Source organism: Roseovarius marisflavi (assembly GCF_900142625.1).
In the GTDB taxonomy this organism is placed as follows: domain Bacteria; phylum Pseudomonadota; class Alphaproteobacteria; order Rhodobacterales; family Rhodobacteraceae; genus Roseovarius; species Roseovarius marisflavi.
This window is the reverse complement of record NZ_FRBN01000007.1, coordinates 140412-155027: the sequence shown is the minus strand read 5'-3', so window position 1 is coordinate 155027 and position 14616 is coordinate 140412. Positions and strand designations below refer to the sequence as shown.

General features: G+C 62.2%; 15 protein-coding genes. 6 read left to right on the top strand and 9 right to left on the bottom strand.

Going from position 1 to position 14616, the window contains the following annotated elements; translation table 11 throughout:
- Positions 1-101: 101 nt before the first annotated feature.
- The 6 genes from BUB78_RS08920 to BUB78_RS08895 form a co-directional block, all read right to left on the bottom strand.
- Entirely contained in the window at positions 102-812 is a 711-nt protein-coding gene (locus BUB78_RS08920) for a Crp/Fnr family transcriptional regulator (protein WP_084732813.1), read from the bottom strand.
- A 539-nt stretch (positions 813-1351) separates the two neighbouring features.
- On the bottom strand, positions 1352-1954 hold the full coding sequence (locus BUB78_RS08915) for a hypothetical protein (RefSeq protein ID WP_170865042.1): 603 nt from the start codon (positions 1952-1954) through the stop codon (positions 1352-1354).
- 46 nt (positions 1955-2000) lie between these two features.
- Positions 2001-2153: an aa3-type cytochrome c oxidase subunit IV gene (locus BUB78_RS08910; RefSeq protein WP_425442161.1), complete on the bottom strand. Its 153-nt coding sequence runs from the start codon at positions 2151-2153 to the stop codon at positions 2001-2003.
- Positions 2154-2227: 74 nt separating this feature from the next.
- Positions 2228-2680, bottom strand: coding sequence for a hypothetical protein (locus BUB78_RS08905; protein WP_073197201.1), 453 nt, complete (start codon positions 2678-2680; stop codon positions 2228-2230).
- 14 nt (positions 2681-2694) lie between these two features.
- Positions 2695-3741: an MBL fold metallo-hydrolase gene (locus tag BUB78_RS08900; protein ID WP_139279297.1), complete on the bottom strand. Its 1047-nt coding sequence runs from the start codon at positions 3739-3741 to the stop codon at positions 2695-2697.
- Positions 3741-5459, bottom strand: a complete 1719-nt coding sequence (locus tag BUB78_RS08895) for an acyl-CoA dehydrogenase (RefSeq protein WP_073197197.1) — start codon at positions 5457-5459, stop codon at positions 3741-3743. Before BUB78_RS08895 ends, BUB78_RS08900 begins: the two co-directional genes overlap by 1 nt.
- A gap of 136 nt (positions 5460-5595) precedes the next feature.
- Here BUB78_RS08895 and BUB78_RS08890 point away from each other — a divergent pair, with 136 nt between their 5' ends.
- Positions 5596-6537: an L-threonylcarbamoyladenylate synthase gene (locus BUB78_RS08890; RefSeq protein ID WP_139279294.1), complete on the top strand. Its 942-nt coding sequence runs from the start codon at positions 5596-5598 to the stop codon at positions 6535-6537.
- A 74-nt stretch (positions 6538-6611) separates the two neighbouring features.
- Here the strand turns inward: BUB78_RS08890 and BUB78_RS08885 are convergent, their stop codons facing one another.
- On the bottom strand, positions 6612-6938 hold the full coding sequence (locus tag BUB78_RS08885; RefSeq protein ID WP_073197193.1) for an AzlD domain-containing protein: 327 nt from the start codon (positions 6936-6938) through the stop codon (positions 6612-6614).
- Positions 6935-7666, bottom strand: coding sequence for an AzlC family ABC transporter permease (locus tag BUB78_RS08880; RefSeq protein WP_073197191.1), 732 nt, complete (start codon positions 7664-7666; stop codon positions 6935-6937). The genes BUB78_RS08885 and BUB78_RS08880 overlap by 4 nt, the downstream gene beginning before the upstream one ends.
- Positions 7667-7723: 57 nt before the next feature.
- Between BUB78_RS08880 and BUB78_RS08875 the strand changes: the two genes are divergently transcribed.
- The 4 genes from BUB78_RS08875 (at position 7724) to BUB78_RS08860 (ending at position 11928) form a co-directional block, all read left to right on the top strand.
- Positions 7724-8614 (top strand): formate dehydrogenase accessory sulfurtransferase FdhD, encoded by an 891-nt coding sequence (locus BUB78_RS08875; RefSeq protein WP_073197189.1) that lies wholly within the window; start codon positions 7724-7726, stop codon positions 8612-8614.
- An 88-nt stretch (positions 8615-8702) separates the two neighbouring features.
- On the top strand, positions 8703-9344 hold the full coding sequence (mobA, locus tag BUB78_RS08870) for a molybdenum cofactor guanylyltransferase MobA (protein ID WP_073197187.1): 642 nt from the start codon (positions 8703-8705) through the stop codon (positions 9342-9344).
- Entirely contained in the window at positions 9341-9832 is a 492-nt protein-coding gene (gene mobB, locus BUB78_RS08865; protein ID WP_073197185.1) for a molybdopterin-guanine dinucleotide biosynthesis protein B, read from the top strand. The genes mobA and mobB overlap by 4 nt, the downstream gene beginning before the upstream one ends.
- 20 nt (positions 9833-9852) lie before the next feature.
- Positions 9853-11928: a molybdenum cofactor synthesis domain-containing protein gene (locus BUB78_RS08860; RefSeq protein WP_170865044.1), complete on the top strand. Its 2076-nt coding sequence runs from the start codon at positions 9853-9855 to the stop codon at positions 11926-11928.
- Here the strand turns inward: BUB78_RS08860 and BUB78_RS08855 are convergent.
- Complete coding sequence (locus BUB78_RS08855; RefSeq protein ID WP_073197237.1) at positions 11925-12710, bottom strand: DeoR/GlpR family DNA-binding transcription regulator; 786 nt, start codon at positions 12708-12710, stop codon at positions 11925-11927. The two genes, BUB78_RS08860 and BUB78_RS08855, sit on opposite strands and share 4 nt — an antisense overlap.
- Positions 12711-13000: 290 nt before the next feature.
- Here BUB78_RS08855 and glpD point away from each other — a divergent pair, with 290 nt between their 5' ends.
- Positions 13001-14608 carry a glycerol-3-phosphate dehydrogenase gene (gene glpD, locus BUB78_RS08850; protein WP_073197235.1) on the top strand — a complete coding sequence of 536 codons (1608 nt, stop codon included), beginning with the start codon at positions 13001-13003 and terminating at the stop codon, positions 14606-14608.
- Positions 14609-14616 lie beyond the last annotated feature (8 nt).

The window sequence follows — 14616 nt, the reverse complement described above, 5'->3', positions numbered from 1 at the left end:
GGCGAAACTCGTCTGTGTATCGCTTTGCCATTCCTTATCTCCTTCATAGCAAACATTGCTCGAAAGAGGCCGGAACTAAACCGCGACAAGACCAGAAAAGATCATTCGATAAACGATGCCGGAGTTTGCTGAGTGCCCGCCCGCCAAGCGCTTGGCGTGATAGGGTCGTTGGATGTCTCTGACTGCGTGAGATTATCAGACATACGCGCAACAATTAGTTTGGTCAGGAACAATCCAAACGCTGGATCTTGAAGGCAGAGCTGCACTAAATCGTCATCACTGATCTCGTATATTTCACAGTCTTCGGAGCAAGTTGCCGACGCAGTCCGAGTCCTTTCCGGTGTGAACAGTCCTATTTCTCCGAAAAGCGTTCCGGGCTGAAGGTATTTTCCAATCTCCGGTACCAAAACCTGTCCCTTGTGCAGAAAGCACATTTTCAGAGCCACGTCTCCTTTGCGAAAAAGCAGTGTGTCCTTTGGATAGGTCTTGATCGTCATAAAGGGTACGAGTGCTTCAATCTTGGCGCTGCCGATTGAGGCACGTCGAACCCGCCGGAAAAGGCTTATCTGCTGCATGGTACGCAATATATTCAGAGGCAGCAGGGCAGCATGCAACAGCAATACGGGCATCAGACCGGCAGCCGCAGCATAGACGATAAAAGCAATATTCGAAGATATGGCAAGCACGCGCAGCGGTACGATAGTTTTCATGCAAAAGGTCAGAAAAACAAGGACAGACGCCAGATAGCCTGCCAATTCGCTCCAATGCCCAATATATTGGGCAAATTGCGCCATAACCCAGTCCAGTGACATATTTCACCAATCTCTTTTGATCCTGATTGGTAGAGCAATCAGCTGAACCGGCAAAGACTTTTGGCACATTTGTTGCCTGTCACCTGCCATAGTTGCTCTACCAACGTGAAACTGAACGGCTGCGATAGAGAAAGGCTTGCAAGCCTTGGCTTTTTTGCGAACGGCAGCAAAGTCCCGCAACTGAGACATCGAGAGTGGGCGCAGCGAACGACCGGATTGGATTTTGTCGACTTGGCATGATGTCAACGTCCGGTTTGGGGATTTTTCGCTGCGCTGCCGCAGAACCTGTGGGTTTGGGCCGTGTGCTGAGGCCATGATCTCCGCCGCAAACGCATCAGGCCGGTGTGTCCCGCGTAGCCGTCATTCGCCATAAGGCGCCATTGATCACGCGGTGGATTGAGCAAGAGGGCGTTCAGCGGCAAACCAATGCTATCACCTGAGCTGCGTCAGACCTGTCAAGGACGCGGGCAGGCCATAGGCCTTGCCCCCAGGAAGGTGCCGCGCAATTATCGGCGACGGGTGCAGGATTTGCGAAAGGTTCAGGTCTTGGGTGGGGTCCAGGCGCGCAGAACCTTGCTGTTGTCGTCGTCATCGTATTCATAGAGCTCTTTGGTGCTCACGCCGGGAATGGCGCCAAACTCGTCCGCGGTCTTGCGCGGAAGCCAGGAGGTTTTGACCTGACCGGGATAAAGCTCTGCGAGGATACGAGAGGTTGCCAGCGAGCATTGCGCCGAGGGCACCGGGCCTGCGGCCTTGGCAAGCGCGATGGCGCGCTCTGCAGTTTCGGGCGAGACATCGAGGCGCTGAATGCGCACGCGATAGGTCTTGCGCGCGTGATAGCGGGTATAGACATCGGCCACCGGCGGGGTGATGCCATAGAGCACGTCATTGCGCTCTGGGATGGTCTCGTGTTTGAACGACCCGGCCGGATCAAAGATCACCCGCTGCGAGCCGTTGATCATCAACGCGGTATGCGCGCCCGCGTCAGTATGGTTGTTGAGCATCGTGAACAGGGTCAAGCTAGGCGGCCCGTCATGACGGTACGCAGCGCGTGTCACCGCCTCATCCGGGGCCCATACCGATTCGGCGGCGCAACCGGCCAGCGCAAACACAGCCGCAATCGCAATCATCCAACCACGCATGGGAATCCCTTTACCTTAAACGCTCGTCCGGTCGCGCAAGCACGACTTAGCCGTTGACGATTGCGATAAAGACCAAGAGGCAGATGATGCCGATGACGCTGTAGGTCGTGGCCTTTACAAAGCCGTCAAAAGTCTTTTCCTGAACCTGAATATCCATCTCACCATGCTTGTGATCGGCCATTTGGGTATCCTCTTTCATAACTGAATCTGTGTATCTCGCGGCTGAATACTGTATTTGATCGGGGCTGTCACCACCCAAGCTGTCACAGGGGGTCACGCTTTTGCAAGGTCCTCGGCAAGGCGAAAGCCGATGCGGTTGGGCGCGGCCACCTTGGCCGGTTTCGGCAGGGCCCGCAGCATCACGCTAAGCTGACCGACATGCTGGACAAGCTGGGTGCGCGCACCGCTGGTATCCTCGCCGTAAAAGGTCACGATATCGGGGTCGAAATAGCCCATGCCTTCGATCCGCAGAACGCCAGCATTGCCGCCGACAAATCCCATCGCCACCTCATGTTCCTCGTCGAGTGTTTTCTCAAAATTCTGGATATAGAGAATCATCCGTTCATAGGCCCATTGTGCCGGGCTTTTCGTAGCATTCGGTTTCTCGCTAAGCGCTTTGGCGGCGGCGCCGATACAGGGCTGATCGGGATTGGAATGAACTTCGTGACAGCGCGGTATCGCCTGTGCCTCGGCGGCTTCGGCCGGAGTGTCGATCTTGTCGTCCATGCGATTGATCCCCCTTAACTGTCACATACCTGCCAGAGCCAGGCCCCATCGTCGCGGCGCCAGCGTCTGAGCTCGCCAGCCTGATGCATATGATTGAGATGCGCAACCGACTCGACAAGGGCCAATCCATAGGTGCCGCGATCAATTTTTCGTTTGAACAGCTGCGGGAAACACTCCGCTGCGGTGCGCGGCGTCTTGAGATATGCGCGCAGGCGCGACAGGGCGCCGTGGTGGTTTTCGCTAAGCTGGCGCATCCGCATCGGCAGGCCGGTAAAGGGCAGTTTATGCCCGCCAAGCACCAGATGATCGTCGCGCGCAAAGCTGGCGAGGCGCGCGCAGGCCGCCAGCCAATCGGCCAGCGGGTCGGCCTCGGGCTCGGTCGGGTAGACGCCGATATTGGGGCTGATCGAGGGCAGTATCTGATCGCCCGCGATGACCAGGGCGTCGTCGCGGCTCCAGAGGGTCAGGTGGTCGGGCGCATGCCCGCCGCCAAGCCGCACGTCCCAATCGCGCCCGCCCGCGCGGATCACCTCGCCCTCTTGCACGCGGGTATAACCCACCGGAAGCGGGTAACAGATATCGGCGAAATTATACGGCCGCTCTGCGCGGCGCGCCTCGAACACATCGGGGTCCATCCCGCCGCTGCGCCAGAACTCCAGCGCCTGCGGCGTCGGTTCATCCTCGACATCAAGGATCAGCATCCGCGACAAGAGCCAGGAGGTACGTGTTGCCCAAAGCTCGGCACCGAAGCGCTCCATCAGCCAGCCCGCCATGCCGATGTGATCGGGATGGTGGTGGGACAGGATCACGCGGCTGACGGGTTTGCCCGCAAGCGGGCCGGCGAGAAGGGTTTCCCACAGGGCCACGCTGCGTTTGGAGTGGATGCCGGTATCGACGATGGTCCAGCTGTCGCCCTCGTCAAGCGCGTAGATGTTGACGTGATCAAGCACCATCGGCAACGGCAGGCGCAGCCAGAGCACGCCGGGCGCGACGGTGATTGCCTCGCCCGCTGCGGGCGGCTCGGCCCAAGGATAACAGATGATCCCGGCGCCGCCGTCCATCATGCGCCAAGATCCTCGGTACTCAGCGCATAAAGGTCATCGGCGCCCGATGTGGCGTGGGCCAAAAGCCCGGCATGTTCCGGCAAAAGCCGGGTGATATAGAACCGCGCAAGGCGCGTGCGCGCGCCGTTGCCGCCCTCGGCGAGGGCCGCCTTGAGGTGGAAATGCCCGCCAAGCACCCGCGCAAAGGCGCGCAGGAACGGGCTGGCCCCGGCAAAGCGCTGGTTGAGATCGCTGTTTTCCAACATCCATTCCATCGCTTCACGCAGGCTCTCTGAGGCTTGCCAGACCGGCTCGGCCAGATCGGGAAGCTGCCCGCGGGCAGCCTCGGCCAGGGTCTCGATCTCGTCGAGGATGGCAAAGCCCGCTTCGCCGCCATCCATCAGTTTGCGCGCGACAAGGTCCATCGCCTGAATGCCGTTGGTGCCCTCGTAAATCGCGGTGACGCGCACGTCGCGGTAATACTGCGCCGCGCCGGTTTCTTCGATAAAGCCCATGCCGCCATGCACCTGAACGCCCATTTCCGAGACCGCCATGCCGGTTTCGGTGCCAAAGGCCTTGACAATCGGCGTCAGGAAGGCGGCGCGTGCGCCCCAGCCGGCATCATTGGTGGCGGTCTGCATGTCGGTGGCCGCCGCACAGGTCAGCGCGATGCTGCGCGCGGCAAAGATATCGGCCTTCATCGTGCTCAGCATGCGGCGCACATCGGCGTGATCAATGATCGTGCCGGTGCCGCCCTCAACAGGGGTCCGGCCCTGTTTGCGATCCAATGCATAGGCAAGCGCGTGCTGATAGGCGCCTTCGGCGACGCCGATGCCCTGACCGCCGACGCCAAGGCGGGCGTTGTTCATCATCGTGAACATCGCACGCATCCCATCATGCGGTTTGCCCACAAGCCAGCCGGTCGCGCCGTCAAATTGCATCACCGCCGTGGGGCTTCCGTGCAGACCCATCTTATGCTCAAGGCTGACCACCTTGAGAGAGTTGGCGCGCCCCGGTGTGCCGGTCTCGTCGGGAATGAATTTAGGCACCAGAAACAGGCTGATGCCCTTGGTGCCGGGCACGCCGTCGGGTAGCCGCGCAAGCACGAGGTGACAGACGTTTTCGGTGAAATCATTGTCGCCCCAGCTGATATATATCTTCTGGCCGGTGACCGCATAGCTGCCGTCGCCATTGTCTTCGGCCTTTGAACGCAGCGCGCCGACATCCGATCCGGCCTGCGGCTCGGTCAGGTTCATGGTGCCGGACCATTCGCCACTGACCAGCTTGGGCAGGTAGATATCCTTGAGCGCATCGCTGGCGTGATGTTCAAGCGCCTCGATCTGGCCTTGGGTCATCAGCGGGTTGAGTTGCAGCGAGAGGCAGGCCGAGGACATCATCTCATTCACCGCCGTCGTCACCGTCATCGGCAGGCCCATGCCGCCATGTTCGGGGCTGGCGCTTATCGAGACCCAGCCACCTTCCGCAATCGCGCGATAGCCGTCGCCATAACCGGGCGAGGTGCGCACAACGCCATTCTCAAGATGCGCCGGGTGCAGGTCGCCGGGGCGTTGCAGCGGATAGAGTACGTCCTGGCACATGCGCCCGGCCTCGGAGAGAATGGCGGCGGTCATATCCGGGGTGGCCTCTGCAAAGCGATCGGTGGCGGCGACCCTTTCCAGGTCGACAACGTGATCGAACAGAAACTGATATTCCTCGACCGGGGCACGATACGGCATTGAAATCTCCTGATCTATTGTGCGGGCGACTTGGCAGCGTGGCCGCGCCCCTATATGGAACTTACCTTGAACCTGAGCGTAATCAATCGCGGCCTGCCTTCAACTGCTACGCCGCGTCAGAAAGGGCCGCTTGAACTTGGAAACGACATGTCTTTCGCCCGACGAAGAGGGATTTGCAAGAGCCGCGGCGATTTTGCGCGAGGGCGGGCTTGTCGCCTTTCCGACCGAAACGGTCTATGGGCTTGGCGCGGATGCGCGTCAGGATCACGCGGTGGCGCGGATTTTCGAGGCCAAGGAGCGGCCCCGGTTCAACCCGCTCATCGTGCATGTCAGCAGTATTGAGACCGCGCAGGCCTATGTCGAGTGGAACGATTTTGCGGATGCGCTTGCGCGCGCGTTTTGGCCGGGGCCGCTGACGCTTGTTTTGCCGTTGAAACCCGATGCGGGCCTGTCGCCGCTTGTGACCGCCGATTTGCCGACCCTCGCGGTGCGCCTGCCGGCGCATCCGGTGGCGCAGAGATTGCTTGAGGCCTTTGGTGGCCCGGTGGCGGCGCCCTCGGCCAATCCTTCGGGGAAGATAAGCCCGACCGAGGCGGCGCATGTGCTGGCCGGTTTGTCGGGGCGGATCGAGGCGGTTCTGGATGGTGGCGCCTGCCCGGTCGGGGTGGAATCAACCATTGTTGGCCTGGCCGACGCGCCCGTGCTTTTGCGCCCCGGCGGATTGCCGGTTGAGGCGATAGAGGCGGCTCTGGAGCGGCCTTTGCGCCTGCATGGCACGGGTGATCCTCTGAGTGCACCGGGGCAGATGAAGTCACATTATGCCCCCGGCGGCCTTGTGCGGATGAACGCGGCAGAGCGCCGGGAGGGTGAGGTTTTGCTGGGGTTCGGCGCGGTTGAGGCCGATCTTAACCTGTCGGTCTCGGGGGATTTGACCGAGGCGGCGGCCAATCTGTTTCACCACCTGCATGCGCTTGATGCGCGAGGCGCAGGCGTGATTGCGGTCTCACCGATTCCGGATCATGGATTGGGGCGCGCGATCAATGACCGCTTGCGCCGCGCAGCGGCCCCGAGAGACTAGGGGGCGCTGCCCCCGTCGCGCGAAGCGCGACTCCCCCGGAGTATTTATGCCAAGAAGAAGGTGTGTGCGGGGTGTTAGCCGAGCAGGGCGAGGCCGCCATAAAGGGTGAGCGCGCCCAGAACGATGGCGAGGATCACGTTGCGGGTGAAATAACCCACCGCCAGCGTGATGATCGCAGCCGCCATGCGAGGGGCATCCAAGGTGCCACCGGTGGCTGCGGGCCAGACCACAAGCGGCGCCACCAGCCCCGGTAAAACGGCCACGGCGGTGTAGCGAAGGTGGCGCAGCATCCAAGCGGGCAGGGGGCGGTCGCCGATAAGCCCGGTGAAGACAAAGCGCAGGCCGAAGCTTCCGAGACCGAGGAGGATGATAACGATCCAAAGGCTGGTTTTGTCGATCATGCTGCATCCCCTTTGGGTGGCGCAATCCGGCGCTCGAGGATGAGTTCGACTTGAGCGCCGACAACCATGGCCACCACCCCTGCGATCAGCAGGCCGAGGTTATAGGGCAGAAACGCAAAGACGAGCGACAGGGCCACAGACGTGAAGGCCGCTGCCAAATGGGCCGGGGTGCGCAGCATCGGCGCGATCATCGCAAGAAAGGTGATCGGCAGAGCGAAATCAAGCGCCAAACCCTGTGGGATAGAGGTGCCGACAAGCGCGCCGACGAGGGTGAAAATATACCAGAGCGGGCAGATCGGCGTGACCACGCCAAAGAAATAAGCCAAGCGTTGTGGGATCGACCAGCCGGGGTTGGCCTCGAATTTGATAATCGCACAGGCATAGCTTTGATCGACGGTGAAATAGGCTGCAAGCGCGCGCTGGCCCAAGGTCGCCCCGCCGATATAGGGGGTAAGCGAGGCCGAATACATCGCCATGCGAAGGTTGACGGCCAGCGCCGAAATCAGCGCAATCGCGGTGGGTGCGCCGTCTGACAAAAGCTGAAGTGCGGTGAATTGCGCCGCGCCGGCGATGACAAGCACTGAAAAGCTCATGGTTTCAAGAACGTTCAGCCCCGCCTCGGTGGCGACAACGCCGAAGAGGACGGAAAAGGGGACAATCACCAGAATAAAGGGCGCGCCATCGCGCACACCTTGCCAATAGATCGATTTGGTGGTTTGCCTTGGCACTGCTTGCCCCTAAGTTGCCCTTGTGCTCTGGCAGGGCGTACCCAATGCAAGGAGGAGATGCAATTGGCCTTGAGCGATGATATGTCCGGTTACCTGATCGCGCCTGATCCCGGTGCGGCGCGCCTGACGCAGGCGGTTGAGGGCGTGGATCACACAGGGCAGCCGATGCGCATTTCCGTGGTGGAGGAGCGCCCTTTGACGATTTTCCTGAACGGTCAGGAGATCGTGACGGCGATGACGATTGGCGATTACCCGGAATATCTGGCGCTTGGGTTTCTGCGCAATCAAGGGATGCTTGCCAAGGGCGAGGTGGTCCGGGGCGTCGATTATGACGAAGATCTGGAGACCGTCGTGGTGCGCACCGATGGGCAGACCACCTATGAGGAAAAGCTGAAGAAGAAGACCCGGACCAGCGGGTGTGCGGTGGGCACGGTGTTTGGTGATATGATGGAGGGGTTAGAGGGCGTGCAATTGCCGAAGGTCGAGGTTAAGACCTCTGATCTTTACGCCTTGGCAGCGCAGATCAACCGCACCCCCTCGCTTTACCTTGAGGCGGGGGCGATCCACGGCACGGTGCTTTGTGAGGGAGCGCGACCCTTGGTCTATATGGAAGATGTCGGGCGCCATAACGCGGTGGACAAGATCGCCGGCTGGATGTTGAGCGAGAGTGTTTTGGCGGGTGACAAGATTTTGTACACGACCGGGCGGCTGACCTCCGAGATGGTGATCAAGACGGCGATGATGGGCATCCCGGTTCTGGCGTCGCGCTCGGGGTTTACCGCCTGGGGGGTCGAGATTGCGCGGCAGGTTGGGTTGACCCTGATCGGGCGGATGCGGGGCAAGCGGTTCGTGTGTTTGTCCGGAGAAGAACGGCTTTTGCGCGACGCTGATCCCGATACGGTGGACGATGAGGATCACAAACACCGTCGCAAGGGAGCGCCTAAATGATCGGCCGGGCGCGGGTCATTTTCTTGAACCAAGAAAATGTCCAAGAAAATTCGGATAATTTTCTTGGCTGGTTGCGAGGGCAGGACGCATGAAGCCGCCGCTTGGTGTCATTCTCGCGGGTGGACGCGCCACGCGGATGGGCGGTGGCGACAAGGGGCTTTTGCCGCTTGGATCGTCAACCATTCTTGACCATGTGATCGCGCGGTTTGAGCCACAGGTGGCAGGGCTCGCGCTGAATGCCAATGGCACCCCGGAGCGGTTTGCGGAGCTTGGGCTGCCGGTTCTGGGCGACAGCATCGAGGGCTTTGCCGGGCCGTTGGTCGGTGTGCTGGCGGGGCTTGACTGGGCTGCGGAACGGGATGCGGATACGATCGTGACCGTGGCGGCGGACACGCCGTTCTTTCCCTGCGATCTGGTGGCGCGCCTGCTTTTGGCGGCCGAGGGCATGGCGCATCCGCTGGTTCTGGCCGCGACGCCGCGGGGCGCGCAAGAGACCAAGTCGATGACCGGCTCGGGCCTGATCCGGCATCCGACCTTTGGGCTCTGGCCGGTGGCCTTGCGCGATGACTTGCGCGCGGCCCTCACCGAGGGCTTGCGCAAGGTGGTCATCTGGACGGACAAACATGGCGGGCGCGAGGCGCTTTTCGAGGAGGCGGGCGATCCGTTTTTCAACGTGAATACTCCCGAAGACCTTGAACGGGCGCGGGACAGATTAGGGGCAGAGGTATGAGGCTTTACGGCGTGACCGGCTGGAAGAATGCGGGCAAAACCGGTTTGATGGAGAGGCTCGTAAGCGAGATCACCGGGCGCGGCATCCGTGTCTCGACGGTGAAACACGCCCATCATACCTTTGACGTGGATCACGCGGGCAAGGACAGCCACCGCCACCGGGTGGCCGGCGCGACCGAGGTTTTGCTGGCCTCGCGCAACCGCTTTGCGCTGATGCACGAGCTGCGCGATGAGGAAGAGCCATCGCTCGCGATGTTGCTCGACAAGCTGGCGCCGGTCGATCTCGTGTTGATCGAGGGCTATAAACGCGACACGCACCCCAAGGTCGAGGCCTTTCGTGCAGAGACTGGCAACCCGTTGATTGCCACCAACGACCCGACCATCCGCGCGGTTGCAAGCGACAGCCCGCTTGACCTTGACCGTCCGGTTTTCGATCTGGACGATACGATTTCGATTGCCGATTTCATCCTGGCCGAGGTTGGCCTTTGATCCCATTCGACAGTTTCGCGATGGTCGACTGGTCCGGCGGCAATGATACCGGGCCGCGCCCGCGTCGTGATGCGATCTGGCTTGGTCTGGTGCGTCAGGGGCGCGAGGAGCCGCCGCGCTATCTGCGCAATCGCGCGCTGGCGCAAGAGGCGATTGCCGAGTTGATCGAGACCGAGCGCTGCGCCGGGCGTCGGCTTATGGTCGGGTTCGACTTTCCCTTTGGCTTTCCTGCGGGTTTTGCGGAGGGCCTAACCGGGCGGGCCGATCCCTTCGCAGTCTGGGACTGGTTCGAGGACAGGATTTCCGATGACCCAAGCGCGAACAATCGCTTTGATGTGGCGGCAATGGCCAATGGGCTTTTCCCCGGCACGGGGCCGTTTTGGTTCAACGGACTAAGGCGCGATATTGCCGGGCTTGAGCGGCGCGATACGCGCGCTGGGCATGGGCAGCGCGAGCGGCGGGCGGCAGATGCGCCCGGCACCTTCACCTGTTGGCAGATGGGTGGCGCCGGTGCCGTTGGCGGGCAGGTCCTGACCGGCCTGCCGGTGCTCAACCGGTTGCGCCGCCGCTTTGCGGGCGATGTGGCGGTCTGGCCGTTCGAGGATCTGGCGCGCCCGGTGGCCTTCGTTGAAATCTGGCCGGGGCTGATCAATGAGGTGGTCAAACAGGCGGAGGCGGCGGGTGGGGTGCGCGACGCGCATCAGGTGCGGCTGATGGCGCGGGCGCTTGCGCGCTTGCCCGAAACGGATCTGGCGGCCATGTTGGCCATCGACGCACCCGAGGAGGGCTGGATCATGGGGCTTGGACATGAAGAGAAATTCAGCCGCGCGGCAGAGGGGCTAAAGCCACCCCCGCTGCGCGATGATTGCTTTGCGCTGCCGGGCGGTGTCGACTGGACCCCGGCGGATCAGGCGTTGGCTCTGTTGCGCGCGCGGCTGCACCGGGTGGTGGGGCAGGAGCCGGTCGATTTGGCAAGCGGCTTGGGCCGGGTGCTTGGTGCGCCTGTCACGGCGCGTCGCGCCAATCCGCCGCATCCCAACACGGCGGTCGATGGCTATGGCTTTGCCTATGCCAGCCTTGGCGAGGGCGACCAGACCTTGCCGCTGATTGCGGGCCGCGTGGCGGCGGGGGTGCCTTACGCGGGCGACGTGCCGTTCGGGTCTGCGATCAGGGTGCTGACCGGAGCGGCCTTGCCGAGCGGTGTTGATACGGTGATCCTGCAAGAGGATGTGAGCGTTGGACGCGGCGAGATCGCCTTTCGCGCAGGCATAAAGCCGGGGGCGAACACCCGTCGCGCGGGCGAGGATGTGGGCGAGGGCGAGACCATTCTTGCGCCGGGCCGGGTTCTGACGCCTGCCGACCTTGCGCTTTGCGCCGCCGTGGGCGTGGCGCGGCTAGAGGTCTGCCTGCGGCTTCGGGTGGCGATCATTTCGACCGGGGATGAATTGGCCGAGGCCGGAGAGACGCCGCGCGAGGGCCAGATTTTTGACGCCAACCGCCCGATGCTCAGCGCGCTTGTGCGCGATTTCGGTTATGAGGTGGTTGATCTTGGCAAGGTGGCGGATGACCGCGAGACCCTGCGCCGCGCGCTTGATCGCGGCGCGGCCGAGGCGGATGTGATCCTGACCTCGGGCGGGGCCTCGGCGGGCGACGAGGACCATGTTTCGGCGCTTTTGAACGATGCGGGCGCGATGGCGGAATGGCGCATCGCGATCAAACCAGGGCGGCCTCTGGCGCTTGGGCTCTGGCGCGAAACGCCGGTGTTCGGCCTGCCCGGTAATCCGGTGGCGGCGCTTGTCTGCGCGCTGATCTTTGCGCGCCCGGCGATGGCCTCACTCTCAGGGGCCGGGTGGTTCGAGCCGCAAGGTTTTGATGTGCAAGCGAATTTTGAGAAGCGCAAGAAACCCGGACGGCGCGAATATCTGCGCGCGCGCATGCGCGAGGGGCGCGCCGAGGTGTTCAAATCCGAGGGTTCCGGTCGCATCAGCGGGCTAAGCTGGGCCGAAGGTCTGGTCGAGCTGCCCGAGGCGGGCGCCGAGATCAAACCCGGCGACAGCGTGCGCTATATCCCGTTTGCCAGCTTCCTGCGCGGTTAGGGGCTGGGCTCGTCGGGGGCGGGGCCAGTCACATGCACGCGTGTGCCCCAGCCGGTGCATTGCTCGGCAAGGCGCGGCGGCAGGGGCTGGTCGGTGAACACCTGATGCACATCACGCAGCGAACCGATCCGCACCGGCGCGCTGCGCTGGAACTTAGAAGCGTCGGCGACCAGAAACACCTCGCGCGAGCGGTTGAGAAGGGTTTGGCCGACGACGACCTCCTGAATGTCGAAATCAAGCAGGTCGCCATCGACGTCCATCGCCGAGCATCCAAGGATCGCGTAGTCGAACTTGAAATTCTCGATGGTGCGCGCCGTCAGATTGCCGACGAGCCCGTTATCGGCCCGCCGCAGGGCACCGCCCGCGACCACGATGTTGCAGGATTTGTTCGCCAGAAGGATCTGTGCCACGTTCATGTTGTTGGTGACCACCATCAGATTGCGATGATCAAGCAATTCGCGCGCGACTGCCTCGGTCGTGGTGCCGATATCAAGGAACACCGAGGCCTCGTCGGGGATCGCGGCGGCACAGGCGCGCGCGATGGCGGTCTTGGCGGCTTCGTTCAGGCGGCGGCGTTCCTCGTAGAGGATATTGTTGACGCCCGAGGGCAGGATCGCACCGCCATGCACCCGCTCAAGCTTGCCCGCACTGGCAAGCTCGGTCAGGTCGCGGCGGATGGTCTGAACCGTGACGTCAAAACGCTCTGCCAGCCCCTCGACGGTCACCTTGCCCTCGGCGCGCGCGATTTCGAGGATGTCGGGTTGGCGAAAGCTTTGTGACATGCGGCTGTCCTTGGCTAGGTTTCGTTCGATTATGTTCGTTTTTGTCCGCCGCGCAAGGGGATGGGGCATCGGCAACTCTGAAATCGCCGTGTCCGGCGACGAATCAAGCGGGGTAACGCAGCGTCAAGCAGGTGGGCGAGACCCAAGTGGCGCAAGGGTGGGTGCGGTAGCTCTGCTAAAAAACAATGAAAACAATCAATGCGGGAAAAATGGAACGCAAACGAATATTCTTTTCTTGACGGTTGGGCGGATTGGTGGTTCGCTTTGGGGCATATCGTGGGGGGAAATCGGTGCCGGATGCCAACGCAGACAGGATTGTCGATCTGTTCGTCATTGGCGGCGGGATCAATGGCTGTGGCATTGCGCGCGATGCGGCGGGGCGTGGGTTGTCGGTCGAACTGGCCGAGATGAACGATCTGGCATCGGCGACCTCTTCGGCCTCGACCAAGCTGTTTCACGGCGGTTTGCGCTATCTTGAATATTTCGAAATCCGGCTTGTGCGCGAGGCCCTGATCGAGCGCGAAACCCTGCTCAGGGCGATGCCGCATATCAGTTGGCCGATGCGCTTTGTGCTGCCCTATCACAAGGACATGCGCTTTGAAGGCGAGACACCGGCCTCGCGCATTCTCAATCTGGTGATGCCCTGGATGAAGGGGCGGCGTCCGGCCTGGCTTATCCGGCTTGGGTTGTTTCTTTATGACCACCTTGGCGGGCGCAAGATTTTGCCCGGCACGACAATGCTTGATCTGACGCGCGTGCCCGAGGGGCTACCGCTCAAGGACAAGTTCGCCCGCGCGTTTGAATATTCCGACTGCTGGATCGAGGATAGCCGCCTCGTGGTGCTGAACGCGCGCGACGCGGCGGCGCGCGGCGCGGTGATCCGCACCCGCACCAAGGTGCAGTCGGCCGAGCGGGTCGGTGATTTGTGGCGCATCACGCTGGTCGATCAAGAGACCGGCCATCGCAGCAGCTTGCGTGCGCGCGCCCTTGTGAATGCGGCTGGGCCATGGGTCAAGGATGTGATCTCAGGCACGCTCCGGCTGAATTCGACCGAAGGCGTGCGGCTTGTGCGCGGCAGCCATATCGTGACCAAGCGGTTGTTTGATCACGACAAATGCTATTTCTTTCAGGGCGCGGACGGGCGGATCATTTTCGCCATTCCCTATGAGAATGACTTTACCCTGATTGGCACCACCGACGCCGAGCATCAAGATGCCAGCCAAAAGCCGGAGTGCACGCCGGAAGAGGCCGCGTACCTGTGCCGGTTCGCCAGCGAATATTTCAAGGTTCCGGTGACGACCGACGATATCGTCTGGACCTATTCGGGCGTGCGCCCGCTTTATGACGACGGCGCGAAATCGGCCACGGCGGCGACGCGCGATTATGTGCTGTCGCTGGATGACACGAACGGCGCGCCGCTTTTGAATGTGTTTGGCGGCAAGATCACCACCTATCGCAAGCTGGCCGAGGCGGCCCTGGCCAAGCTCGCGCCGCATTTTCCCGGCGCAACGGACGGCTGGACGGCGGGCGTGGCCCTTCCGGGCGGGGATTTTCCGGTCGATGGGGTTGAGGGGTTGGTGATAGGCCTGCAACGGGGCTATCCTTTCCTGAGCACGTCTTGGGCGCGCCGTCTTGTGCGCGCATATGGCAGCGAGGCGGTGGATATCCTTGGCGATGCGCGCGAGGCCGGTGATCTTGGCCCGGATTTTGGCGCCACCCTGACGGGGGCCGAGGTGCGTTGGCAGATGAACCGCGAATTCGCCCGCGAGGCCGCCGATGTGGTCTGGCGGCGCACGCGGCTGGGCCTGCGGATGAGCGAGGCGCAGATTGCCGCGCTTGACGATTGGATGAAGCAGGAACGGCGCAGCGCCGGCGCGCGTGCGGTGGCCAAGGGATGAACAAGGGT